The organism is Hymenobacter cavernae (genome assembly GCF_014641455.1).
Lineage (GTDB): Bacteria > Bacteroidota > Bacteroidia > Cytophagales > Hymenobacteraceae > Hymenobacter > Hymenobacter cavernae.
In genome coordinates, this window is record NZ_BMHT01000006.1 from 440,783 (window position 1) to 466,470 (window position 25,688).

18 protein-coding genes are annotated in these 25,688 nt (G+C 56.7%); 11 read left to right on the forward strand and 7 right to left on the reverse strand.

From position 1 onward, the window contains the following. The first annotated feature begins 14 nt into the window (after nucleotides 1-14). The 5 genes from IEX74_RS17905 (at nucleotide 15) to IEX74_RS17925 (ending at nucleotide 10,620) form a co-directional block, all read left to right on the forward strand. Complete coding sequence (locus tag IEX74_RS17905; protein ID WP_188815376.1) at nucleotides 15-2,072, forward strand: DUF3858 domain-containing protein; 2,058 nt, start codon at nucleotides 15-17, stop codon at nucleotides 2,070-2,072. 8 nt (nucleotides 2,073-2,080) lie between these two features. Then, nucleotides 2,081-4,027 carry a DUF3857 domain-containing protein gene (locus IEX74_RS17910; protein ID WP_188815377.1) on the forward strand — a complete coding sequence of 649 codons (1,947 nt, stop codon included), beginning with the start codon at nucleotides 2,081-2,083 and terminating at the stop codon, nucleotides 4,025-4,027. A 290-nt stretch (nucleotides 4,028-4,317) separates the two neighbouring features. Beyond that, a complete protein-coding gene (locus IEX74_RS17915; RefSeq protein ID WP_188815378.1) occupies nucleotides 4,318-6,933 on the forward strand; it encodes a reprolysin-like metallopeptidase in 2,616 nt (871 codons plus the stop codon). Between the two features lie 261 nt (nucleotides 6,934-7,194). Next, on the forward strand, nucleotides 7,195-7,704 hold the full coding sequence (locus tag IEX74_RS17920; RefSeq protein ID WP_188815379.1) for a hypothetical protein: 510 nt from the start codon (nucleotides 7,195-7,197) through the stop codon (nucleotides 7,702-7,704). Between the two features lie 75 nt (nucleotides 7,705-7,779). Continuing rightward, the gene (locus IEX74_RS17925) at nucleotides 7,780-10,620 is read left to right on the forward strand and encodes a reprolysin-like metallopeptidase (RefSeq protein ID WP_188815380.1); all 2,841 of its coding nucleotides are present in this window, start codon (nucleotides 7,780-7,782) and stop codon (nucleotides 10,618-10,620) included. A 44-nt stretch (nucleotides 10,621-10,664) separates the two neighbouring features. Here the strand turns inward: IEX74_RS17925 and IEX74_RS17930 are convergent, their stop codons facing one another. Continuing rightward, on the reverse strand, nucleotides 10,665-12,803 hold the full coding sequence (locus IEX74_RS17930) for a helix-hairpin-helix domain-containing protein (RefSeq protein ID WP_188815381.1): 2,139 nt from the start codon (nucleotides 12,801-12,803) through the stop codon (nucleotides 10,665-10,667). Continuing rightward, complete coding sequence (locus IEX74_RS17935) at nucleotides 12,800-13,606, reverse strand: hypothetical protein (RefSeq protein WP_188815382.1); 807 nt, start codon at nucleotides 13,604-13,606, stop codon at nucleotides 12,800-12,802. Before IEX74_RS17935 ends, IEX74_RS17930 begins: the two co-directional genes overlap by 4 nt. Before the next feature lie 237 nt (nucleotides 13,607-13,843). Here IEX74_RS17935 and yidD point away from each other — a divergent pair, with 237 nt between their 5' ends. Both yidD and IEX74_RS17945 read left to right on the forward strand, forming a co-directional pair. After that, nucleotides 13,844-14,065 carry a membrane protein insertion efficiency factor YidD gene (gene yidD / locus IEX74_RS17940; RefSeq protein ID WP_188815383.1) on the forward strand — a complete coding sequence of 74 codons (222 nt, stop codon included), beginning with the start codon at nucleotides 13,844-13,846 and terminating at the stop codon, nucleotides 14,063-14,065. A gap of 88 nt (nucleotides 14,066-14,153) precedes the next feature. Then, nucleotides 14,154-15,080 (forward strand): hypothetical protein, encoded by a 927-nt coding sequence (locus IEX74_RS17945; RefSeq protein WP_188815384.1) that lies wholly within the window; start codon nucleotides 14,154-14,156, stop codon nucleotides 15,078-15,080. A 51-nt stretch (nucleotides 15,081-15,131) separates the two neighbouring features. Here IEX74_RS17945 and lgt read toward each other — a convergent pair whose 3' ends face one another. After that, entirely contained in the window at nucleotides 15,132-16,022 is an 891-nt protein-coding gene (gene lgt / locus IEX74_RS17950; RefSeq protein ID WP_188815385.1) for a prolipoprotein diacylglyceryl transferase, read from the reverse strand. A 121-nt stretch (nucleotides 16,023-16,143) separates the two neighbouring features. Then, nucleotides 16,144-18,147, reverse strand: a complete 2,004-nt coding sequence (gene nadE / locus IEX74_RS17955) for an NAD(+) synthase (protein ID WP_188815386.1) — start codon at nucleotides 18,145-18,147, stop codon at nucleotides 16,144-16,146. 324 nt (nucleotides 18,148-18,471) lie between these two features. Between nadE and IEX74_RS17960 the strand changes: the two genes are divergently transcribed. Then, nucleotides 18,472-18,651 carry a hypothetical protein gene (locus IEX74_RS17960; protein ID WP_188815387.1) on the forward strand — a complete coding sequence of 60 codons (180 nt, stop codon included), beginning with the start codon at nucleotides 18,472-18,474 and terminating at the stop codon, nucleotides 18,649-18,651. Between the two features lie 410 nt (nucleotides 18,652-19,061). On the opposite strand, the gene rnc is transcribed toward IEX74_RS17960, so the two are convergent. The 3 genes from rnc to IEX74_RS17975 form a co-directional block, all read right to left on the reverse strand. Beyond that, nucleotides 19,062-19,811 carry a ribonuclease III gene (rnc, locus tag IEX74_RS17965; protein ID WP_188815388.1) on the reverse strand — a complete coding sequence of 250 codons (750 nt, stop codon included), beginning with the start codon at nucleotides 19,809-19,811 and terminating at the stop codon, nucleotides 19,062-19,064. Beyond that, entirely contained in the window at nucleotides 19,811-21,061 is a 1,251-nt protein-coding gene (gene fabF / locus IEX74_RS17970) for a beta-ketoacyl-ACP synthase II (protein WP_188815389.1), read from the reverse strand. Before fabF ends, rnc begins: the two co-directional genes overlap by 1 nt. A gap of 99 nt (nucleotides 21,062-21,160) precedes the next feature. Then, nucleotides 21,161-21,397 carry an acyl carrier protein gene (locus tag IEX74_RS17975; RefSeq protein ID WP_073109216.1) on the reverse strand — a complete coding sequence of 79 codons (237 nt, stop codon included), beginning with the start codon at nucleotides 21,395-21,397 and terminating at the stop codon, nucleotides 21,161-21,163. 162 nt (nucleotides 21,398-21,559) lie between these two features. Between IEX74_RS17975 and IEX74_RS17980 the strand changes: the two genes are divergently transcribed. The 3 genes from IEX74_RS17980 (at nucleotide 21,560) to IEX74_RS17990 (ending at nucleotide 25,669) form a co-directional block, all read left to right on the forward strand. After that, nucleotides 21,560-21,985, forward strand: a complete 426-nt coding sequence (locus IEX74_RS17980; RefSeq protein ID WP_188815390.1) for an IPExxxVDY family protein — start codon at nucleotides 21,560-21,562, stop codon at nucleotides 21,983-21,985. Between the two features lie 168 nt (nucleotides 21,986-22,153). Continuing rightward, on the forward strand, nucleotides 22,154-23,593 hold the full coding sequence (gene pyk, locus IEX74_RS17985; protein ID WP_188815391.1) for a pyruvate kinase: 1,440 nt from the start codon (nucleotides 22,154-22,156) through the stop codon (nucleotides 23,591-23,593). A gap of 555 nt (nucleotides 23,594-24,148) precedes the next feature. Further along, nucleotides 24,149-25,669 (forward strand): Ig-like domain-containing protein, encoded by a 1,521-nt coding sequence (locus IEX74_RS17990; protein WP_229755359.1) that lies wholly within the window; start codon nucleotides 24,149-24,151, stop codon nucleotides 25,667-25,669. Nucleotides 25,670-25,688 lie beyond the last annotated feature (19 nt).

The following is a 25,688-nucleotide window of genomic DNA, read 5'->3' on the forward strand; positions in this document are numbered from 1 at the left end:
TTACTTCTAGCTTTATGCAACTACGTGTACTCCGTGGCGTGCTAGCCCTGGCGGTGCTCAGTGGCACCGGTCTGACAGCCTACGGCCAGGCCGATCCAATCAAATTTGGCAAGCCCGATCCGCAGGATTTTGAAGCCAAAAATTTTGTGGCCGACAGCGCCGCTGAAGCCGTCATTCTCTGCGACTTCGGCCGCTCCCGCTTCGAGATGATGGAAAACGATTTCAAAGTGGTGTACGACCGGGTGCTGCGCATCAAGATCCTGAAAAAGTCGGGCTACGACTGGGCCACCCTCAAGGTGCCGCTTTATAAGAAAGACAAGCAGGAAGAAAAGCTGGTCAACCTGCGCGGCTACACTTATAATATGGTGAATGGGCAACTGACCAAAGACAAGTTGGAGTCATCGGCCGTGTTCAGTGAGCAGCGCAGCACCAATACATCTGTGCGCAAGTTCACGCTGCCCAATGTGCGCGTAGGCTCGGTAATAGAGGTGGCCTACACCGTCAACTCCGACTTTTTGTTCAACTTTCAGGATTGGCAATTTCAGCATTCCATTCCGGTACGCTGGAGCGAGTACCGGGCGGGCATTCCCGAGTATTTTGATTATAAAATGCTGATGCAGGGCTACGAAGCCCTTACCGTGCAGGAGCGCACGGAAAATACCGGCCAGTTTACCATCCGCTTTGCCGGCGGTTTCACTGGCGAAAGCTCGTGGTCGGGCGGTAGCGGACGGCAGGCAGCCAGCTCCGAAACCGTAACGGCTCGCGTCACTAATTACCGCTGGGCCATGCAGAACGTGCCGGCTTTCAACGACGAGCCGTTTATGACTACGTCCGACGACTACGTGTCGCGCATCGACTTTGAGCTAGCCGGTGTGCAGTGGCCCAACGAAGCCTACCGAAGCGTGGCCGCGACGTGGGAGAAGATTAATACCAGCCTGCTCGACGACGAAACCTTCGGGGCGCAACTCAAACGTGGTGGCTTCCTCAAAGAAAAAGTAGCAGCCATTATGGCGCAGCACACCGACCTAGGTGCCCGCGTGGCGGCGGTGCATCAGCTTGTGCGCCAATCAATAAAGCACAACGGACAGAACAGATTCTACGCCACCAGCACCCTGCGCCACGCCTATGATCAGCACACCGGCAACGCCGCCGACGTCAACCTGCTGCTTATTGCGCTGCTGCGCGACGCAGGCCTGGAGGCCAACCCCGTGCTGCTCAGTACCCGCGACAATGGCGCGGTAAACCAGAATCTGCCACTACTTTCGAAGTTCAACTACGTGGTAGCTCACGTAATGCTCCCCGACAAGCAGGAAATGCTGGTTGATGCGACCGAGGAGCTGCTGCCCTGCGGCACGCTGCCCACCCGCTGCCTGAGCGGGCAGGGCCGTCTTATTATGCCCAAAGCCGAGGATTCACGCTGGATCGATTTGCAGCCCAACCAGCGCTATGTGGAGTATCGCAAGGTGGACCTGAAGCTGGATGAGCATGGCGCCCTGACGGGCAACGTGCACCAGGAGCACGGCGGCTACGAGGCTCAGCACCAACGCGAACGGCTGCGCACCCAGGGCGAAAAGAAATACATGGAGGAGCTAGCCAAAGGCCACGACAACTGGAGTCTAGGTAAGTACGCCTTCCATCAGCAGGACGACTTGCAGAAGCCCCTGAGCCTGGATTATGAATTTGCGACAACCGGCAACGATGCTGCCGCTACTACCTTGTACCTTAATCCCATACGCGAATTCGCGGGCTCCAAAAACCCGTTTATACACGAAGATCGTCGCTTCCCGGTGAACTTCGGAGCGGGAATGGAGGAAACGACCATGCTCACTATTACGCTGCCAGCGGGCTACGTGACGGAAGAGCTGCCCAAGCAGGCCATCGTAGAATTGCCAGACAATGGTGGGCGTTTTATGTACAGCGTTACGAACCTGAACGGCGCGGTGCAGGTGATAAGCCGCATGAACCTGCGCAAGCCCGTGTATTCGGCTGAAGAGTATGCTAGCTTACGCGAGTTCTACACGCGCATGCTGGCCAAGCACGGCGAACAGATTGTAGTCAAAAAGAAATCGTGAGCCTGCCCATGCGCTTTTCCAGCTTGTTCTTGTTGAATACAGGCATCTGCCTGACCACGGCGCTGGCCGCAGCGGCCGGTGGCAAGGAGCCGCACTACCCGGTGGCCACGCTGGCGCCGGCTTTGCGCGAAAATGCCCACGCCGTCATTCGGACGGAAGAAGAAACGCTGCTCGTGAAATCGGCCGGGCGCACGGTGCGCACGGTGCGCCGCGCCACAACAGTGCTCGACGAAGCCGGTGCCAACTGGGCCACGCAGCTGGTGTATTACGACCAGCTGAGCAGCGTGAGCTACCTGCGCGGCACCGTGTACGACGCCGAAGGGCAGGCCGTGCGGCAGCTCCGCGCTTCCGACGTGAAGGACTACGGCCTCTCAGACGGCTTCAGCCTGGCCACCGATGCCCGCGGCCGCGTGGCCGATCTACGCCAACCTAGCTACCCCTACACGGTAAGCTTTGAATACGAGGTTGTTTCGGATAACTCGCTGTTTTATACCACCTGGCAGCCCCAATCCGACGAGCAGCTTGCCGTGGAGCAAGCCAGCTTTCGGGTGCTCACGCCGGCTAGCCTGCCGCTGCGCTTTCAGGAGCGGCACCTACCAAAAGGCGTGGCCGTTGCCCATAGTCAGCAGGGCGACTTGCAGGTGTATCAGTGGGAGCTGACGGCATTGCCGGCCCAGGAGGAAGAGCCCTACGGTCCGCCTTTGTCGGAAATGGTGCCCGCGGTAGCCACGGCCCCTACCACGTTTGAAGTGCAAGGGCACCGGGGCAGCCTAACTTCTTGGCAAGACCTAGGTCTGTGGAACTACGAGCTGAATACGGGTCGCGACGTGCTGCCGGAGGCGGTGCAAGCCCGCGTGGCGGCGCTGGTAAAAGATGCCCCCGACGAGCGCACGCGCATCCGCCGCGTGTATGATATGCTGCAATCGTCGACCCGCTACGTGTCGGTGCAACTAGGGCTAGGTGGCTGGCAGACCATTCCGGCTACCAACGTGAGCAACACCGGCTACGGCGACTGCAAAGCGCTGTCGAACTACTGCATGGCGCTACTGAAAGCGGCCGGCGTGCAGAGCTACTGCGCCCTGGTGCGGGCCGATGAGCCCGACATTCGGACGGATTTCCCAAGCAACCAGTTCAACCACGTCGTACTGTGCGTGCCCCTCACGAAAGCAGCCAAGCGAGACACCGTTTGGCTGGAATGCACGAGCCAGAACACGGCCCTGGGGTATATGGGCAGCTTCACCGGCAACCGTCATGCGCTGCTGCTCACGCCGGGCGGCGGACAGATCGTGTGCACGCCCCGCTACGGCGCCGCCGAAAACCGGCGCGAACGGCGCGCTGATGTATACCTCGATGCGCAGGGCAGCGCCACAGCCATGCTGCACACCCGCCGTACGGGGCTGGAACAAGACCAGTTCAGCCAGCTGCTGCACGGCCTGGATCCGGCGCAGCAGAAGAAACGCATTGCGGAATCGTTGCCGCTCAGCAATTTCAGTATCAGCAAGTTTGCTCTAACGGATGACGCTAAAGCCGCCATTCCCACCATCAACGAGACCCTAGGTCTGACGCTGCCGCAGTTTGGCACGCCCAGCGGGCGGCGGGTGTTCGTGGTCCCAAACCTGCTGAGCCGCCTGCCCGCTGTGTCGGCACCAGTAGGCGAGCGGCAGACCGATATCTGGCTGGCCAGCGCATTTTCGCACGCCGATACGGTGCGCATTCACGTGCCGGCCGGCTTTCAAACCGAAAGCATTCCGGCCCCGGTGAAGCTGACTACCGCCTTCGGCACCTACTCCACCCAGATGCAGACGCTGCCTGATGGCACGCTCCAGTACGTGCGCAGCCTGCACATGCCGCGCACCCGCTTTCCCCGCACCGAATACCCAGCATACGTCGAGTTCCGCCGCAAAATAAACGCTGCCGACAAAGCGCAGCTTGTGCTGGTTAAAACGGAAAGCTGATTTACGGCCCGACTACCCTAGCCTACCTTGAAAAGCCTGTCAGATCCTGACGGGCTTTTTAAGTATATGCCTGATTATTCAGGCACTTAACACCTTGAGCAGAAGCCAAAAGCACAATCTCAGGAGCCTGTTGTCATTTTCTAAAATGCCCTACAGACGCTTAAAAACGGCTTTTATCCTTCAAAACCACAATAAAATATCGTCATCATGCTATAACCCCTAGTTTTTAGTCAATTACATTCTATATTGTTGGCGCCTAACCTTCACCAACTATTCATCTTTTTTCTACTATGAAGCCAACTTTTACCCTTCCTACTACTTGGCGACCCGCCCTGCTGGCGGCTCTGCTAAGTGCAGGACTCGCTATTCCACAGCAGGCGGCTGCTCAACGAGTTCTGTGGGCTGATGACCCACAAGTGCCCGCGCAGGCCCGCCCGGTGACTAATTCGCTTAAGCAATATCGTGCGGTGGCTTTCCAATTGGATGCCGTGCGCGACGCGCTACGAACGGCACCAGCCGCCGCAACAGACGCCGCGCGTAAATCCAGCACCATCATCTCGCTACCTCTGCCCGACGGCTCCTCGGGCCGCTTCCGGGTAGCCGAGTCGCTGGTGATGGACCCGGCGCTGGCAGCGCGCTACCCCATGATCAAGACGTACGTGGCGGAAGGCATCGACGACCCCAATGCCAGCGCTCGGCTCGATGTGAGCCCGGCGGGTTTTCACGCCATGATCCGCTCGTTCAATAACATTGTATTCATTGACCCGGCCGCGAAAGGCGATGATTCTCATCACTTGGTGTTCGACCGGCGCGCTATGGATTTTGCCAGTCAGCAACGCACCTGCTATACCACCGAAACCTCTACAGCCGCGGCTCTGACACCTAGCTCGGTGCTGGCACCGAACGGCGACATCCTACGGACCTACCGCCTGGCGGTGTCGTGTACGGGTGAGTATGCCCGCAATAAGTCGGTGAACACAACGGCCCCAACCAAAGCAGAAGCCCTGGCCGGCATTGTCGCCTCGATAAACCGGGTGAGTGGTGTTTACGAGCAGGAGCTAGCAATTCGCTTCGTACTGATCCCGACTACGGATCAGGTTATCTACCTGGACCCCGCAACGGACCCCTTCACCAACCTGAGCAACAGCGCCACGCTGACCACGAACCAAACGACCATCGATAACGTGATTGGCACGGCCAACTACGACATTGGTCACATCTTCAATACGGCTGATGGCGGCATCGCTGGGCTAGGTGTTGTATGCCGGGCCGGCCAGAAAGCCCGCGGCTCCACGGGCCTGCCTAACCCCACCGGCGACGCCTTCGACATTGACTACGTAGCCCACGAAATAGGTCACCAGTTTGGCGGCAACCACACCTTCAACGGCAACCTAGGTTCGTGCGCCGGCGGCAACCGCTCGGCAGCCAACGCCTACGAGCCCGGCAGCGGCACCACCATCATGGCCTACGCTGGTATTTGCGGCGCCAACAACACGCAGTCGAACAGCGACCCGTATTTCCACAGCCGCAGCTTCGACGAAATCACGACCTACGTGCGGGGCAATGGCAATTGCAGCGCGAACACGCCTACGGGCAACCAGGCGCCGGTAGTGAATGCCGGACCTAGCTACAACATTCCGCTGAACACGCCCTTCACGCTCACCGGCTCAGCTACTGATCCCGACGGCGACCGACTCACCTACTCCTGGGAAGAGTTCGACCTAGGTCCGGCCGGCGCACCGAACGCACCAAGCGGCAATGCGCCAATTTTCCGCTTCTTCCCGCCCACGCCGAATCCTTCGCGTACGTTCCCATCGGCCGTGCGTCCGGGCGGTCAGCCAGGTGCGCTCCTCACTAACGTGCCCGTAATCGGCGAGATTCTGCCGAGCTACGCCCGCACGATGAACTTCCGCTTCGTGGCCCGCGACAACCGCGTTACGGGTGGTGCCGTTGACTACGCCACGACCACCGTTTCGGCTATTCCCAACACCGGCCCCTTCGTCGTAACGGCTCCGAACGCAGCTAACCTGACCCTCACGGCCGGTATTCCGCAGCAAGTAACCTGGGACGTGGCTAATACCACGGCAGCGCCCATCAGCGCGGCTGGGGTCAACATCCTGCTGTCGGTGGACGGTGGCCGTACGTTCAGCATCAACTTGCTGTCGAACACGCCTAATGATGGCTGCGAGTACGTGACGATTCCGCCGATCTACGGTAACATTGCCGCTGCTCGTCTCAAAGTAGAAGCCGAAGGCAACATCTTCTTCGACATCTCCGACAACGACTTCGCCGTGCAGGTGTCTACCACGCCCACGTTCTTCCTGACGCCCGCCTGTGCGCCAGCTGGCGGCTTGGCCGTGTGCCCCGGCACTGCCGTTACGGTACCGATGTTTGTAGGTCAATTCCAGAACTTCAAAGGCCAAGTGGCCCTGACGGCAACTGGTTTGCCCGCCGGCGTAACCGCCACCTTCGCCCCAGCCACCTTGCTGGCCGGCAACAGCACCCAGCTCCTGCTCAGCACCGCGGCCACTGTAGCACCAGGCACCTACCCAATAACCGTGACGGGCACCAGCGGCAGCATCACGCAGAGCAAGGTTATCAGCCTCATCGTGTCGACGGCGGCCTGCCCGCTGGCCTCGGTGCAGCCGGGCATCCTGAAGGGCGTCGAGGTTTATCCGAACCCCAGCACGGGCGTGTTCCAGTTGCAGATCAACAACGCCCAGCGCGGTGCCGTGCAGCTGCACATCACCGATGGCCTAGGTCGTACGATGCTCAGCCAAAAGCTGAACAAGGGTGCTGCCCCATTACAGCATTCTGTCGACCTAAGCCAGTTGGCCAACGGTATCTACCAGCTTCACCTGGCGCTGCCCGACGGCTCCACGGTTACGCGCCTGCTCAAGCAGTAGCCCGTTCTACTTGCTTTGCGCAACAGTCAGAAGCGGCTCCCGAATGGGAGCCGCTTTTTTTGTGCCTGCTTTTCCAACTTGTCTTTTGTAAGATATGCCTGCCAGTAGACGTTGAAGCATGCCCAACCAACGCCAAAAAGCGTATCTCATTTCTTTGTCTTTGCTTCGCACCTAGCTATGCTGCCGCACTTACGTTTGTTCGCTACTTTCTCGCTCACAAGCGTTTGCTGCGTCGTATTGGCCTGCTCAGCTCCTGCTCATATGCCTAGCTCATCAAGCGCGACCACCGCACAGGAAACTGGCCCTGATTTCTGGCAAACCGTACCGGCCGAGCAAGCGCAGCAGCTCGGCAAACCTAGGTTTGCCCCGAGCCGCTACTACGTGGCCGCCCTCGACCTGGAAGGCTTACAGAAAGCATTGGCCGATGTGCCAGTCGATGGCTCGTCGGGGCTGCTGCTGGCGCTGCCCTTGCCGGATGGCTCGCGCCTGTGGTTTCGGATGCGCGCCACCACGGTGATGGCGCCGGAGCTGGCCGCCCGCTACCCAATGCTGCGCACCTACGCCGGCGAACTACCAAACCAACCCGAAAATCGTGTGCGCCTGGATCTTACGCCCACAGGCTTGCGGGCCATGATCATCTACGAAGGCCAGAGCCTGCTCATCGAGCCATACCGCCCCGGCGATACGGCCCACTACCTCTGCTTCGACAAAGCCAGCTTGCCAGCCGGCAGCAAGCAACCTTTTAGCGAAGCTGGTTTCAATACAAACTAGGTGGCTACAACTTGCCGATTCACGTAAGCCCGCCGATTCACTTTATACCAAAGTGGTTACTTAGCTTCTTTATTTATGGTCTCTATTGTTATGTCTCGTCAACCTAGCTATTGGCCTAGGCTCACGTTTCTGCTGAGTTTGCTCATGGCAACGGTGCTACGCCCGCAGCACGTAGCCGCGCAGCGGGTACTCTGGTCCGACAGCCCACAGACGGTGGCTGTGCACGCTACTACAACGCATCTGGCGCGGTATCGGGCGGTGAATTTTCGGTTGAATGACTTACGACAAACCTTGCAGCAGGCGCCGGGTGCGGGTGCCGCTCGCACTTCGGCCACGGTGCTCTCGTTGCCGCTGCCCGATGGCTCGTCAGCCCGCTTCCGGGTGGCCGAAGTGCTCGTAATGGCTCCCGAGCTAGCCGACCGCTATCCAAATATCAAGACCTACGAAGCGCGCGGAATTGACGACCTAGGTGCCTCAGCCCGCCTCGACCTGACTCCCGCCGGCTTTCACGCCATGATTCGGATGCGCGGCAAAACGGTGTTTATCGACCCAGCCGCTAGCGGCGACACAACGCAGCACCTTGTGTTTGAGCACTCGGCTATGCAGAGCCTGCCCTCTTGGGCCTGTCTGAACGCGGAAGCTGAGCACACTTCTCAAGCATCTAATGCTCAACACCTTCCCAACGACAACCAGCTTCGCACCTACCGACTGGCGCTGGCCTGCACCGGCGAATATGCCGCGGCAGTAGCAGGCGCCACTCCCACGAAAAGTGACGTTTTGGCTCGAATGGTGACTTCCATCAACCGGGTGAATGGCGTGTATGAGCAGGAGCTATCGGTGCGACTGATCTTGATTGCCAACACCGATCAGCTTATCTACCTCGACCCAACGGCTGACCCGTACACCAACCTGAGCAACACCACGACCCTCACCACTAACCAACGCACTATCGACTCCGTGATTGGCACGGCCAACTACGACATTGGCCACGTTTTCAACACGGCCGATGGTGGCATTGCGGGGCTAGGTGTTGTGTGCCGGGCCGGCCAGAAAGCCCGCGGCTCGACCGGTCTGCCTACGCCGCTCGGCGACGCTTTCGATATCGACTACGTTGCGCACGAGATGGGGCACCAGTTTGGGGCGGAGCATACTTTTAACAGCGTGTCGCTTAACTGTGGCGGCGGCAACCGCGCAGCGAACTCGGCCTACGAGCCGGGCGGCGGCTCCACGATCATGGGCTACGCCGGCATCTGTGGCTCCGATGATTTGCAGCTCAACAGCGACCCGTATTTTCATTCCCACAGCCTCGATCAGATTACGGAATACCTCACCGGCACGGCGACGTGCAGCGTGAATACGCCCAACGGCAACCTGCCGCCGGTGGTGAATGCCGGCAGCAGCTATGCCATTCCGATCAATACGCCCTTCACGCTCACCGGCAGTGCCACCGACCCTGACGGGGACGCCCTTACGTATTCGTGGGAGCAGTTCAACCTAGGTCCTGCCGGTTCCCCCAGAACGCCCTCGGGCGATGCTCCAATTTTCCGGGTTTTTCCACCTGCGAGCAGTTCTTCGCGCACCTTTCCCCACCTCACCGACTTACTAAACAACACCTCGACCCTAGGTGAGCAGCTACCCGCCTACGCCCGCCGCCTGACCTTCCGCCTGGTAGCCCGCGACAATCGCCCGACCGGCGGCGCCATCGGCTACGACTCGATGCAGGTAGTGGTGGCGGCAAATACGGGTTCTTTCCTTATTACTTCACCCAGCACGGCGGGTGCAACCTGGTATACGGGCGTTGCGCAGGCCGTGACCTGGGACGTGGCCAACACCACGGCGGCGCCCATCAACGCAGCTACGGTCAGAATCTCGCTTTCCACCGATGGCGGCCTGACTTTTCCGACGGTGCTGGCGGCGAATACGCCCAACGACGGCAGCGAGGTGATTACGCTGCCAAGTAACCTAGCCAATACGACCACGGCACGCATCAAGGTAGAAGCCGTGGGCAACATCTTCTTCGCTATTTCGAGGCAGAACTTTACCATTCAGGCACCGACTGCTCCTGGCTTTGTCATCAGCAGCACCTCACCTGCTACAACGGCTTGCGCCGGTAGCACGCCCGCTTCAGCCACCATCACGACTACGCCGGTGCTAGGTTTTTCCAGTCCTATCACGTTCACAGTCAGTGGGCTGCCAGCCGGCGTTACAGCTACCTTTACCAATAACCTTGTATCGCCGGGCAACAGTACGCAGCTCCTGCTCACAGCCACGACAGCGGCCGCAGCAGGCACTTACCAGCTCACGCTCACCGGTACTAGCGGCAGAACGAGCCAGTCGCAGCTTGTCAGCTTTGCGGTGTGCGCCCTGCCGCCGCTGCCTCCCCTGGCTCTAAGCGCCGCCCTAAACACCGCCATCGTCAACCTAGGTTGGATCGATGCTTCCAACTCTGAAACGGGCTTTGAGATAGAACGCTCTTTGGCGAATACGACCAGCTACCAGCGCCTGACCACTACGGCGGCGAATGTTGTTTCCTACGCCGATCTGCTGACGGTGCCCGGCACCTATTACTACCGCGTGCGCGCCACCAATGCCATCGGTCCTTCCGCTTATACCAACGAAATCAGCATTACGTATATCATTCTGGGCAATCAGATTAACGCGGTGCAGGCGGGCATAGCCGTTTATCCAAACCCGAGCACGGGTCAGTTTCAACTGGCCTTGGATAATGCACAACGCGGCAAAATAGAACTGCGCGTGACGGATGCCCTAGGTCGCACGGTGCTCCAGGAAAAGCTAACTAAAAGCGCGGCTTCCCTCCTGCATCCGTTCGACCTAGGCCAGCTTGCCAATGGCGTTTACCACCTGCACCTAGCGTTGCCCGAAGGCACTACCGTGCTGCGCTTGCTTAAGCAGTAGCAAAATGTAGCGCACCATAGCGCCAAGCCTGAGCTTCGCGCTACCTAGAATTTATACCGCATCTGTGCCTTCACCTCCGAGCGGCGCGAACCCTGAATTTCTTCCAGCCCCGAGCCTATTGTTTTCTGATTGCGGTAATTTGTTTCCGCATAGCGCAGCCATAGCGTGAGGTGCCGCGTGCAGCGAAACTCAACGAGACTATACACCCGCGTGCCTTGGCCGTAGAGCGGCGGCACCGAAAAGGCATACAGCACATCTTGCTCAAACACATACTGACGCGTGTCATAGTCGTCGGTGTCGAAAAGGGCGTACCTGCCACTCAGCCGCACCCTCGGGCCGATATGCACGGCTGCATCCTGAGCCAACACAAAGCCCGTACGCAACAGCCCAGTGCCTTCGCGGTAGCGCGTGCCTTGCACCCGCGTGCGTAGGCTGAGCACGGACGTGGGACTGGCATCGTAAAACAGCAACAGGCTGCGGCGCTCCGTGGGCACTGGCATCGGCATGGGGCGCACCGCCCGGCCCGGCACCGGGTCGGCGTCGTAGGCTTTCACGCGGGTGCGCAGCTGCACGTAGAGCAGGCTGGTTTTGGTAGGTGTGAACGCCAACCGCGCCAGCCAGTCGTGCCCCACCGACGGAGCACCCACCTGGTACTTCAGCCACGGAAAACGAAACCGGTCGTAATAAGTGGAAACCTCCCAGCGGGCCACCGGCCTTACTTTTAGACCTAGGTACAAGCCACTCTCGTTGATGTTGCGGGTGTTTTCGCTCAGCGCATTGCCGTAGAACGTGTGAAAGTCGCGGGCGTAGTGGCGGTACAGCACCGAGGCATCCACGTTCGGCGTCAGTGTTGCCAGCAGGCCATTCACGGTACCTAGGCCGCCACTGCTGGAGCGGCCGGCTTCGCCAAACAGCAGCACGTTGCGCACCACGTAGTTGTAGTGCAGGCTCGCGGCCAGGTTGTGCGTACCCCGAAACTCATACTTATTGTACAGCTCGGGCCGCTTCTGAATAGCCGTACTATAGTGCGTATCGACCACAGTGCCGCCAGCGGAGAAGTTGCCGTTTGCGCTGGTATAGGTCATATTGCCGCCCGTAATCTGCTCGCGCATCCGGTGGCGGTTGGCCAGCTCCGTTGCCGTGCGGTGAAAGCCCGTGAGCAGGATACCAGACGAGTATTCGTCGAATTCGGCCAATGAATCGCCGCTGGTCTGGCGGTTCGCATCGACGTTTTTCAGCGAGAAAAAGCCGGTGGCCCGCACCGTTTTGCTGACCACAACGGTAGCTGCCAGCCCGCGAAAAAACGTACTTTCCAGCACCGATGAATACGGCCGCACGCCCAGGCTGCTGCGCCGGATAGAGGTAATCGTCTCGGCGCCCTTACCCACCTGCAACCCCGACGACAACAATAGCCCTTGCCCAAACTGAAGCTGATAGTCACCCAAAGCTAGGGTCTTGAGCCGGCCGCGCTCCTGCAACATCAGATGAGCCGAGTAGAAATCAGCACCGTATTGGTTTGCGGCCGAGTTCCAGCGCAATGGCTCGCCGGCGTCTTTTTCTGCCGTCAGGCCCACGCTGAAATCGTGCGGCCGACTCACGCGGTAGCGCAGCAGCAGTTTATCCGGCGAACCTAGGTAGCGGCTTGTAAGGCGGCCGCCGCTGGTTGTGTCAGGCGGGGTGTAGCCCTTGCGCTGCTGCGGCACCCGCTCATAGCGCACGAACAAAGCGTTATTATCCTCCTGCCAGATGCGCTGCCACAGCGGTTCGCGTGTGCGGTTTGCGCCGCCATCCTGCACCGCCACGAACGGCGCAACGCGGTAAATGGTGCGCAAGTCAAAGCCTTGAACACTTTGCAGCTCATACAAACTCAGCAACGCGCCGCGTTTTTCCCGATGTTCCAGCAGCGCCGTAATCTGCGTTTCGGAGAGCAGCAGCAACGCCCGTAACTCTTCGCGACTAGCGGTGTTCAGGCTGAGCGGCGTCTGATAAAATTGCAGCAGTGCTTCGTAAAGGTCTTCGTAGGGCACCTGCGCGCTTTGAATTTCGGCAAACAGTTCCTGTACCAACCGGTCGATATCAGCCGGCGGGCGCACGTACTCCTGCGCCTGCAACGGCAACGCCAGCCCAGCGGCCAGCAGCAACGTGCCGATGTAGGCGATGCTGCGTCTTAACCTGCGCCTCATTTGACAGCCGTTTGGAAACTGACGCCAACGTATTGGCTCAAACCCAGGGCAGTCTGCCAAGCTGCGGCATAGTCGATGCGAAAGCGGCCGGTGAGGAAACCTAGCCCAGCGGTTGTCTGCTCGGTGAGGGACGAAAACCCAGCGCGCAGGTGCAATGCTTCGGTAACTTGATATTCTAGCCCTGCTTTGAAATCGGCATCCTGCTCCACGTCTTTCTCCGTTTCCACGTTGAGCATCAGCTTCTTGCCAGGTCGGTACGAAAAACCGGCCTTCAATACCGTTGGCACCCGCTCCTCTTCGTAGTGAGCCAGCTTCGCCTGGTTGAGATTATAGAGATAAGCCCCGAATACCAGCCGGCGCGGCACAATCTCGGCTTGTCCGCCCAACGACAGTGCCACGGCGCGGCGGCTACCTAGTCCTTCCATGCTCAACTGCAATAAGTCGGCGCGCACGCCCACGCTTACCTGCCCGCCACGGTAGCCGTAGCCTGCACCAAGGCGCTGTTCGGCGTAGCGCTTATCGCCAAAGCGCTGGGCTTCAAGACCAACTACTCCATTCTTTGCCTTTGTATCTGTTTCTGCTACTGCGCCGATGGGTAGCGCGACAGCCAGCGCGGCGGAGCTGAGGGCACTCATCACAAATTGATTTGCCGCGTAGAAGCCGATACTTTTCTGCGTCACCTGACCTAGGCCCGCCACGTTGTTGCCAATCGACCAAACGTCCGTCAGCGTGACGGAGGCATTGCCCAGCCCCGCCGCCCGCGCCCCGCGCACACCTGGCCCATTGCCCTGGGCCTGTGCCACAGCACCAATCAGTAATGCACTAATTAGCAGAACGTATAGTTTTCTCATAAACACTCCATAACCGAATAGCTGCCAAGCCCGACAGGCTGCAACTTTTCACTTCTTACCTAGCTATACACGGCGTTGCGCAAACGGCAGCGCCTAGGTTATCTACCTTAGAAATATTTTATAAAAAGACCCAACAAGTATGCCGGAACTCAATTTTGTTCTAAAGATGACCTGCTTAGCTAATCAGCTATGAACTTCCTTTTTCGCCAACTCCTGCTAGGTCTTATTTGGGTGTACCGGCATCTGATTTCGCCGCTCACCCCGGCCAGTTGCCGCTACCAGCCAACGTGCTCGGCCTATGCGGCGCAGGCAGTGCAGAAGCACGGGCCGTGGCGGGGCGGCTGGCTGGCGTTGCGCCGCATCAGCCGCTGCCACCCGTGGGGCGGGCACGGCTACGACCCTGTACCTTAAGCGTGTAAGCGCCGTATAACACCTATCTGTAGCTGCCCGGACTACTTGTTCGGAGCAGCTCTTTTTCATATAAATACCTAATTAACTGATGCGTACAATTCTCGTACTTACCGCGCTGGTCGGTGTGCTCAGCGGCAGCAGCTGCTCGCAGGCGCAGAACGAAGACAGCACCGTAAAGACGCACAAGGACTCAAAAAAAGGCGGTAAAAAGGACGGCAAGAAAGGCAAGAAGAATCAAGAAGACACCCTGGAAAACCGCTTCATCGATGTGGCTATACCGGGCTTGAGTAAGCTAGCCACGTTCTCCAACGTGCCCGAAAGCTCCAGCTTAGCCCTCGCCGATCAGCCCGGCACGTTCTACACCAACGCCGATGCCGGCAACTCGCCTACTTTGTATAAAGTGAATGCGGAAGGCAAGCTGCTTCAGGAGATAAGTTTGCCTGTGGCCAACCACGACTGGGAAAGCTTAGCCAAGGATGATAAAGGCACCCTGTACGTAGTAGATGCGGGTAATAACAACAACAGCCGCAAGAACTTAGTCGTGTACCGGGTGAATCCTGCCGCGCCGCAGCAGGTCAGCCAAATTCCGTTTGCTTACGCCGATCAGACTGAGTTTCCGCCAAAGAAAGACGACCGGAATTTTGATTGTGAAGCCTCGATCTGGCATGCGGGCAAGCTGTACTTATTCACTAAAGACCGCGCGCAACAAACCACCAGCAAAGTGTACGCGCTCAATGACCAGCCCGGTCAGCAAACGGCCAAGCTGATTGCCAAGCTAGCTATTCCCGGCGAAGTGACCGATGCCAGCCTCAGCCCCGACGGCCGTCGGCTGGTGTTGCTAGCTCGTGAAGAATTATTCGTGCTGGAAGGCAGCGACTTCAATGCCATCCTGAAAGCCAAGCCGCGCCACGTAGACCTAACCGGCGCGGGTCAGACGGAAGGAATTACCTTCACGGACAATCAGACCGTAGTCATCAGCACCGAGGAAGGTAGCTTATACCAGTACAAGCTCTAGCATAACCTAGGTTGTGCCCACGAAAAAGGCCCGCTTTCGGCGGGCCTTTTTCTATTTAATCTTGACGGCTTCTTTCGTTGTAGACTCCTGATCCAAGTCGCGGGGTGCATAGCCAAACGGATTACCGGGCCACTTACCAGCCCGCAGCACCACCCAAATACCAATAAGAATCAGCGGAATACTGAGGAGTTGGCCCATGTTCAGGGGCAGGTTATTCTCAAAATCTACTTGGTTTTCCTTTAGGAACTCGACCAGAAAGCGGAAGGTAAAGAGCAATACAACGAACAGCCCGAACAGCAAACCGCGCGGCGTATTTTCTTTCGTGCGGTTCCACATCGAGTAGAGCAGGATGAATAGGAACACGCAAAACAGCGACTCGTAAATCTGCGTCGGGTGGCGCAGCTCATTCGGAATGTTCGTTAGCTCGTGGTGAATCTCGTTGTAGCGCGCAAATTTGAAGGCCCACGGCACATCCGTCACACGCCCGATGATTTCGGAATTGAACAGGTTGCCCAGGCGAATCATCGCACCGCCTGAGGCTACCACAATCACGATACGGTCGAGTGTCCAGAGGTAATCAAACTTGTTTTTGCGCGAGAAAAGCCACACGGCCAACAAGATACCTAGGGTAGCTCCGTGGCTGGCTAGCCCACCTTCCCAGATCTTGAGAATGTCAAGCGGGTGCGCCAGATAATAGTCAGGGTCGTAGAACAGGCAGTGTCCGAGCCGCGCCCCCACTACCGTCCCGATCAGCATGTACACCGTAATGACATCCACCCAGTGCGGCCGCACGCCTTCCGATTTATAGATGTGCGTCAGCACGAAGGTTCCGATTACGAACCCCGACATGAACAGCAGCCCGTACCAGCGCAGCGTTAGCGGACCTAGCTGAGCAATGATAGGTGAGGCGGTCCAGGTGATGTAAGCCAAAAGGGAAAGCATGAGCAAGGAGCGTTAAGAGGTAGGCGCAAAGGTAATGGAATGTAGACGCGACTTGCAGCCGCGCCTATCCAGAACGTTGCACCTGTTAAAAGCTTATCGAGCTACGCACAAACACTTGCTCTTAGAGTGCATCCAACTCCTCGTGGTAACCACCGCTCAGGATCGGGAAACGCAGCCAGGAGCGTGGATCCACGTTGTAGTCGTCAAGATGGAAGGATGGGGCGTACCGCTCACGCTTCCACTGGTTGCGCGCCCACAGCGAGTAGAAGCGCTTCACGTAGGTTTTGAGCAGTTCCGGTTCTGTTCCTTTTTCTTCCTCCGTAAGCGTAGCAAGCACTTGCTTCGGGCTCAAGCGATTATAGAAAGCCAGGCGCTCTATCCGATTCAGCAACGGGTACGGCATTAGGTCGCGCTCGTCAGTTTGTTTTTCCTCCAAAGGCCGTAGCTCGGCGGTGGGTTGCAAGTCGTTTACTCGACCTAGGGCAGTATATCCTAGCTCCTGCTGCGCCCAACGCAGCCACTGTTTCACGAAGTACTTATCAACGCCGGCAATGGGCGAAATACTGCCGGCCGTATCGCCATCCATGGTGCAGTAGCCTACAGAAGCTTCCGAGCGGTTGGAGGTCGTGATGAGCAGGCAGTTTTTCACGTTGGCTACCAGCCAGATACCAGGAGCACGCACCCGCGCCTGAATATTTTGCAAAGCTAGGTCATCGGTTTGCCAAGTCAGCGGCCGACCTAGGGCATGCTCAATCTTGCCCACGTAGCCTTTCACCTCGTCGTCGATGGTCCAGTCGAAGAACACGGCGCCAATGGAATCCGCCAACTCCTTAGCTGACAGATAAGTATCGTCCGAGGAGTTGACGGTGCCTTGGTAAGCGCACGTCAGGAGGCGCTCCACCAGCGGCTTATTGGCCGTGGCAAATTGCGCGGCTTGCGGTGGCTGTGTCGCAGCGCGAGCCACTGCCTCCTGCGAAACTTTAGCCGTGCCAGGAGCAGCCGAGCTAGGTTGGCTACCGCTGTTCTCTGGATTCATAACGTTGGCAAACCCTGCATCAACTTCACCCGCCAATTGCGCAATATCTTCTTCCGAAAAGCAGCCTGAACGGCGCATAAACTCGGCCGCGCCTAGCTCCGCCACCCCGAGCCGCACCATCTCGGCTACGGCTACGGCACACATGCACGAGTCGGCACCACCGCTAAGCGAAAGCACAAAGCCACGGCTATGTGCCTTGCGCAAGTAGTCGAACAAACCTAGGCTCAAGGCTTGGTTTAGCTCGCGGTATTCGTCAGGGGCGGGCAATGGGGTGATTTCTTCGGCAATGGGCAGATCGGCATCAAAATCCACATCAGTGCATTCCAGATCCACTTCCTTGAAGCTCATGAGCTGGTTGCGGGTAATCAGGTGCCCATTGCGCGCCACCAGGATTTCGCCATCGTATATCGTACGCCCCGCCTCATTTCCGAGCAGGTTGGCGTACAGATACGTACAACAATAATCGCGCGAAGCTTCCAGCACGATGTGATAGCGCTGGTCGGTTTTGCTCATTGCGAAATGACTCGCCGAAGGGTTGAGAATCAACTGCACGCCCCGTGGTATCAACCGCCCCGCTGGCCGGTCAGCTGCTGGTCGCCAAGCATCTTCACAGATTTCAAAGCCGAATTTCACGCCTTTGTGCTCAAACACCAAGTCGCCGATGGTATACTCCTCACTTTCCCAAGTGAACTGGGCCGTTTGCCCCGCCTGCCACGACACAAAAAACCTGGGTTCGTAGTGCACGCCATCATTAGCCAGAAACTGCTTGGCCGCAAAACCTAAGATTTCGCCGTCGCGCAGCACGCAGGCGGTGTTGTACGTGCGACCATTTAGGCGCACCGGCAGACCCACGCACACCGCAATACCCTGTGTCCAGGGCCGAATCTTTTGCAGATGCGTTAAGGCAGCTTCGGGTAGCCAATTGCTAAGAAAAAGGTCTTCGCAGTTGTAGCCGGTTAGGCACAGTTCGGGCAGGCACAGCAGCTCCACGCTTTGCGCTTTAGCCTGCTTAATCGCCTCCTCGATATTGCGGAGGTTATGTTGCCAATCAAAAGGAATCTGGTTGAGGGCAGCGCCGGCAATTCTCATGAGCAGTAGAAAAGGGTTTGAGAGAACAACTGGTTTTAGGCTCGACAGGTTGTCTTTGCTGGGTAAAAACAAGTATTACTCAGGTACGTAGCCTACCATTTCCAGAGTAATTACGCTATCTTCATGCATAATTGCAGCGGGTCATCTCCTTGCTTTAGGTTCAGCCCAAGCGTCTATCCTTTAGCCTAACCTACCGTGGATAACTCCTCCAGCACCAATACAAAAAAATGTCCTCACTGCGGGCATTGGTCTGCTTGGAACTTGCACTACGAAGATCGGTGCCAGCATTGCGGTGAGTTACTCGACCCGCAGTCTTACCAAAGTATGCTCCGCCGAGCTGAAGAGGAACGTAAGGATGAGAAAGCGCCCAAAGTGTTCATCCAGATATATCCGACCGACGGTTCCTTTACTCGCCTGTGGAAATACGTTGTGCTTAGCGGCCAAATGCTTTTTGCCGCTATCATTTCTTTCTTCATTTGGCTAGGAGTAGTAGTCGCGGGCTAGCTCGTCTGATGGTAGCCTTGCCGGAGTTGCGGCACCCGCTTTTTGTGGTAGCCACCGTGCTCTATAGTCTCTACAAAGCCCTCCAACTTTTCGGCTCTTGGACATTGTCGACTTACGTTACAGGCTACTTAGCCGACCTTGTCTGCATGCCCATTCTGTTGACGTTGACACTGGTGGTGCAACGGCGTCTAACCCGAAACCTAGCTTTCACCTTCCCGGACTCGTGGCTGGCAGCAGCGTGGATATACGTTTCAGTTGTCTTTGAGGCGATAGTGCCGCATTGGTCTTCGCATTACGTACACGACCCATTTGACGTGGTTGCCTACGCGCTCGGCACCCTAGCTTTTCGACACTGGCTAAATCGCCCTGGTATTCAGAGAAAGGCTTAACCTAGCTATCGGAAGCTGTTTTCAAATGCCTAGTACAGCCAGCGCCCGCTCCGCTGCCGTTTGCTCCGCTTGTTTCTTTGATAAGCCCATCCCAGTAGCAACGGGCTCGTCGTCAATCAATACCGTAGCCGAAAATTCTATAGCACCACCTGTTTGTGGCTGCCCCGAAATGTCGTAGCGCAGGTTTTTGCCCTGTCGCTGGGCCCACTCGATCAGCTTGCTTTTGAAGTTACTGGTGGTCGTAGCCAGCGCTTTCACGTCTACGTACGGCTTGATCAATCGACTCAGCACAAACTTGCGGGCTGCCTTGTAGCCGTGGTCGAGGTATACAGCCCCTACGAGCGCCTCCAACGCATTGCCATTGACCGAACGCGACCTAGACACTCGCCCCTGTGTCGGGTCGAGCTGCACGAGCTTATCGAGGCCGATTTTCAAAGCTAGGTTGTTCAGGCTTTCCCGGTTCACAATGCGGGAGCGGGTTTCGGTGAGAAAGCCTTCCTGCTCGTAAGGATACTTCCGAAACAGGTACTCCGCCACCACCGAACCTAGGATAGCATCGCCCAGAAACTCCAGGCGCTCATTGCTTTGGTGGCGCCCCTGCTCGGGTTGCTGCCGCACCAGAGAGGAGTGCGTAAAGGCCAAATGATAAAGCCGCACGTTGTCAGGCGTGCGGCCGATTACCGTGGCAATTGCTTGCCGAAAGACGCGGTCTTGACCAAGAAACCGTCGGAAAAACCCGAACAGCGGGAGTGGCTGGCCGGAACGAGGCATTATTCTTTGAATTTGCGGAAAATGACCGACGTATTATGCCCGCCGAAGCCAAACGTATTGCTCATCGCAACATTCACTTCGCGCGCCTGCGCTTGGTTGAACGTGAAGTTCAGGCGCGGATCCAGTTCGGGGTCGTCGGTGAAGTGATTGATCGTGGGCGGCACCAGGCTGTGCTGCATCGCCAGGATGGCAGCAACGGCTTCTATGCCCCCGGCACCACCCAGCAAGTGACCCGTCATGCTCTTGGTCGAGCTGATGTTCAAGTTGTAGGCGTGCTCGCCAAATACCTTCTCAATGGCTTTGATTTCGGCACCATCACCTAGGGGCGTACTCGTGCCGTGGGTGTTGATATAGTCAACCTCCTCGGGGCTGATACCAGCATCCCGAAGCGCGTTCTTCATCACCAGCATCACACCATTACCTTCCGGATCAGGAGCCGTAATGTGATAAGCATCAGCCGACATGCCGCCGCCAATTAGCTCAGCGTAGATTTTGGCGCCACGGGCTTTCGCATGCTCATACTCTTCCAGAACCAGCGCGCCGGAACCCTCGCCCAGCACAAAGCCGTCACGCTCCTTGTCGTAAGGGCGAGAAGCTACCTCAGGCGCGTCGTTCCGTTCGCTCATCGCTTTCAGGGCATTAAAGCCGCCCACCCCCGATTCAGTAACAGCAGCTTCGGAGCCACCGGTTACCATTACATCGGCCATGTTCAGGCGGATGTAATTGAATGCAGAGATGATGGAGTCGGAAGAAGAGGCACAGGCTGAAGTCGTTACGAAGTTCGGACCGCGAAACTTGTGCCGGATGGAGATGTTGCCGGAAGCACTATCGGCAATCATCTTCGGGATGAAGAATGGGTTGAAGCGCGGCGTACCGTCACCTTTAGCAAAGGCAATACATTCTGCCTGTAGCGAGGTAAGTCCCCCAATACCAGAGCCCCAGATAACGCCTACCCGGTCTTTGTCAACGCCTTCGTCGATGCCGGCATCTTTGATAGCTTCGTCGCTGGCAATGAGCGCGAACTGGGTGAAAATATCCATCTTCCTACCTTCCTTGGTTGGAAAGTAATCGTCAGGGCTGTACCCTTTTACTTCGCAGGCGAAGCGGGTCTTGAACTTGCTGGCGTCGAAGCGGGTGATGGGCGCTGCACCGCTCACCCCCTGCGACAACCCGTCCCAGTAAGCAGAGACAGTATTGCCAATAGGGGTGATGGCACCGAGGCCGGTCACGACAACTCTCCGAAGAGACATAGGCTAGCGGGAGGAGCGAAAGAAGACTGGACTAAAAAGCAAAACGGCCGGCGGCGGGCCGGCCGAAAAGCACTAAATTAAAGTAAAAAAGCGCAAACCTTACTTGGCGTGCTCTTCCAGGTAGCTGATAGCCTGACCTACCGTCGCGATGTTCTCAGCCTGGTCGTCGGGGATAGATACATTGAATTCTTTTTCGAACTCCATGATCAGCTCAACGGTATCCAGCGAGTCAGCACCCAGATCGTTCGTGAAGCTTGCCTCTGGCGTTACTTCTGAAGCTTCAACACCAAGTTTATCGATGATAATGGCTTTTACTTTTTCTGCAATTTCAGACATTTCCGTGGGGGTTTGAGGAAAACTAGGCACAAATAACACTATCTTCCCTAACATTTTCAAACAAAGCCCCCCGAATCTTCTAGGTACAAGATTATGACAGCACAGGTTCCATAGGCCTATGCTTGTGCTTAGTTTTGTCGTTTAGTGGCCTGATTACGCGCTATGAAAACCCTGACACTGGAGGTAGAATACGACTGCGACTTCGACTTATTCGGCCTGGTTTCGTCGAGCCGGGAGCACAAGCTAGCCTGGACGCTGAACAACCTGCTACGCCTGCGCTTAGTGAAACAACAGGATCTGATTTACCCGCTGCACCAAGGTCGATTGGTGATTAGCAACTACTTATACAAAAATGAGGTCAGCATTCTGCGCTTATTTCGCAACCGCTCCCTCGATCCTTCCACCCTCAAGAAGCCGTTCTTAGCACCTGATATTAAAGAATATGACTATTTAATTCAGGTTTGTAACGGCACGGGGCATCTGGCCAGCGAATTGGTAGCCGAGCGCTTGGCCACGCTGCCCGATGTGCAGTACTGCTGCCAGTTCGATCCGAACGAGTTAAAATTCAAAGAAAATCTGCTCTTTTGAGCGCCGGACGCCGCCGCTAACCCTAGGGCACCTGCCTCACGTATCTCTCATGTCGCTTTCTCGACATTTGCCGGGTGATACCGTGCAGCGGACGGCGGGCGTGCACTCTTGTCGGTTCGCCCTACCTTTGCGCCTCCAAACTACATTCTGACACCTCTTATTAAGTTCATGGAATCTCGTCCCAGCTTTAATAAAACTAAAATCGTGGCCACCGTTGGGCCGGCCTCTAACACCTATGAGCGCCTGAGCGCTCTGGTTCGGGAAGGTGTTGATGTGTTTCGCCTGAACTTCTCGCACGGTTCCTACGAAGACCACTTGGCGGTTATTAATACGGTGCGGCGCGTTAACAAGGACCTGCGCACCAACGTTGGCTTGCTTCAGGATTTGCAGGGTCCTAAGATCCGTTTGGGCGAAGTAGAAGGCGGCAGCGTAGAGATTAAGCCGGGCGATAAAATCAAGCTGGTGTGCGGTGAAAAAGAAACTAGCACCGCCACGCGCCTAAGCACGATCTACCTAGGTCTGGCCCGCGACGTGAAGCCCGGCGACGCGATTCTGATCGACGACGGCAAGATTGAGTTGCGCGTGCTAGCCACTGACCGCGACAAAGAGGTAGATGTAGAAGTAGTATACGGCGGCATTGTGAAGCCCCGCAAAGGCATCAACCTGCCCGACTCTGACGTGACGGCTCCGTCGATGACGGAAAAGGACATTGCCGACCTGCAATTTGGACTAGAGCATGATGTTGATTGGATCGCCCTTTCGTTTGCCCGTCGTGCCGAGGACATTCGCTTTATCAAGTCGCTGATTGCGGAGAGCGGCAAGCAGACGCGCGTAGTAGCCAAAATTGAAACCCCGGAAGGCCTTCGTAATGTCGACGAAATCATTGCCTTGACGGACGCTGTGATGGTAGCCCGCGGCGACCTAGGTGTGGAAATTGCAGGCGGCGAGGTGCCCCTGGCCCAAAAGATGATTATTCATAAGTGTAATCAGGCCGGCAAACCCGTCATCGTAGCAACGCAGATGATGGAGAGCATGATTACGAGCCCACGCCCAACGCGCGCCGAAACCAACGACGTAGCCAACGCCGTACTTGATGGCACGGATGCCGTGATGCTCTCCGCCGAAACCGCGGTTGGTGAGTATCCCATTGAGGTTATCCGCCAGATGGTAAGCATTATCCGCAGCGTGGAAAGCAGATCGCAGACTATCTATCACCACTGGTTTCCGATTGATCCACAGTCGCCTTCGTTTATGGTCGACAGCGTGCTGTCAGCGGCGGGCCACCTGGCAAAGAACACGGGCGCGAAGGCTATTACCGGCATGACCTTCCGCGGCTACACGGCCTTCCAGATTTCGAAGTACCGGCCCAAATCGGATATTTTTATCTTCACCAGCAACCGGAGTCTGCTCACCGTACTCAGCCTAGTGTGGGGCGTGCGCGCCTTCTACTACGACCGGATGCTCAGCACCGACAGCACTATTTCGGACATTCGCTACGCACTTACGGCAGCCGGCCATCTGCAAAAAGGCGACGTGTTCATCAATACCGCCTCGATGCCGATCAATGAGAAAGGGAAGACCAACATGGTGAAGGTGAGCATTGCCTAGGCGCTAAGCTACTGCTTATAGTACAAACAGATCGGCTCACCGCACTTGCTTCTTTGTGAAGTTATTCTGAAAGGCCTCGCTCATAAAGCGGGGCCTTTTTCGCGGGTGTAGGGGCCAACCTAGGTTTGTCTTTCTTGGTAATGCAGCCAGTGCAAACCCAAGCTTATCAAAATATTTTTGCATTTTATTAAGCTTGTGAACTAACCAATTTTTGTCTTAGATAAGCATCTAATAATTTCACACATAAAACACTGATAGTTAGTTATTTCAAACGTTACAGGAGAGTATTATTTTTTCACCTCATTTTAACGATTTTTAGAACTAACCCGCTTATTTGATTCATTTAATTTTAATAAAATCTACATTTTATTGTATTGTATAAAGCGAAAAGGCCATTAAATTCGTATTCTACTTGAAAAAGTTTAAACATAACGCCTTTCCCTTATGGGTTTACTGCACTTCCAAAGTCCGGCACCAAACAGGCTGCGCGTAGATTCCTGGACAGCAAACTCAACCCCAGTGATAGCTATATCGGGCAGTACCTTTCTAGGTTGGTTGCTATTAGTAGTAGCCGGATTTCTACTTCCCGACAATAGCGTTGCACGTGAAATCCCGGGTGCTTTTGATGCTACCCAAGCCCAATCGCCGGTCTGCGACGTGACGGCACCGGTCGTAACTTCCCCCCTGACTTACTGCCAAGGCTCCGCTGCCAGTGCACTCAGCAGCAGCATCACGCTGACCAGCGGCGCGATGCTTCAACTGTACACCACAGCCACGGGCGGAGCGCCACTCACCAGTGATTTTCGGCCGCCGACGACTATTATCAGTAGCACTACCTACTATGCCGCGCAAGTAGTAGGCAACTGCGAAAGCAGCCGCACACCGGTGGTAGTGAATGTGGTGACGGCACCTAGCCCACCTACCCTGGTTTCTTCTCTGGCTATCAATACCAGCACGATTGCCGCCTGGGGCGACTCATTCACCGATTCTAATTTTGGCCGTTACCCATCGATCCTGTCGCAGCTCAGCGGCCGCACCGTCACGAACCTAGGTGTCGGAGGCGAAAATTCGGGGCTGATTGCCAACCGGATGCTGGCCGATACGCAGAAGAGAACATGGCCCACCATCATTTGGGCCGGGCGCAATGATCCGAGGAACCAGTCAGCGCAGACGAAAGCCAACATTGCGGCCATGGTGGCGGCCCTCCCCCACACCGACTACCTCATTTTGTCGGTGTGCAACGGCGCGGGTGAAGGCAAGGGCACATATGAGTATCAGCAAATTATAGCGCTAAACAACGACCTAGCTCGAATCTACGGCGCCCATTACCTCGATGTACGCAGCTACCTCGTGTCGAAGTACATAGCTGATAATGCGCAGGATGCTGCTGATTACGCGGCCGACATTCCGCCAACTTCGCTGCGCAGAGACTTCTTACATCCGAATGAAGCGGGTAGCAGTCTTATTGCCAATTACATCTACGGGCATCTCAATCAGTTGCTGAGCGGTAGCGTGATAGCGCGCTATTGCCAAGGCTCGCAAGCCACACCTCTCAGCGCTGCTTTCAGCGCACCGGATGCTAATGCTACGCTACGCTTCTACGCCGATGCTTCCGCAACTACTCCGCTCAGCGTAGAAACTACGTATGCCGCTTCTACGACGGCCATTAGTGCGGCCACCTACTATGTGGCTCAGGGCATTGGCAATTGCGAAAGCCGCCGCACCCCGATTATGATAGAAATAGTTGACTGCAATGCCACCGCCGCACGGCCCAGCACCTTCGGCAATGTAGCTAATACGCCGGCGAGCAGTACAGAATTGGTTTTGGCGGTTTACCCCAACCCGTTCGAGCTTGAGGCTACCGTCGACTTTAGCCTGCCGACGGAACAGTCTTACACGCTGGACCTTTATAACACTACCGGCAAACTAGTACGCCACCTCGCTGATGGAACGCCGGCAGCGGGTAAACAGTACAGTTGCCCAATTAGCAGCACAGCATTGGATGCGGGTTTGTACATGGTGCGCTTACACGCCGGCACAACCCATAAGACGCTTCGCCTGAACCTAACCCGGTAGTTTTTTATTATCTACCCTA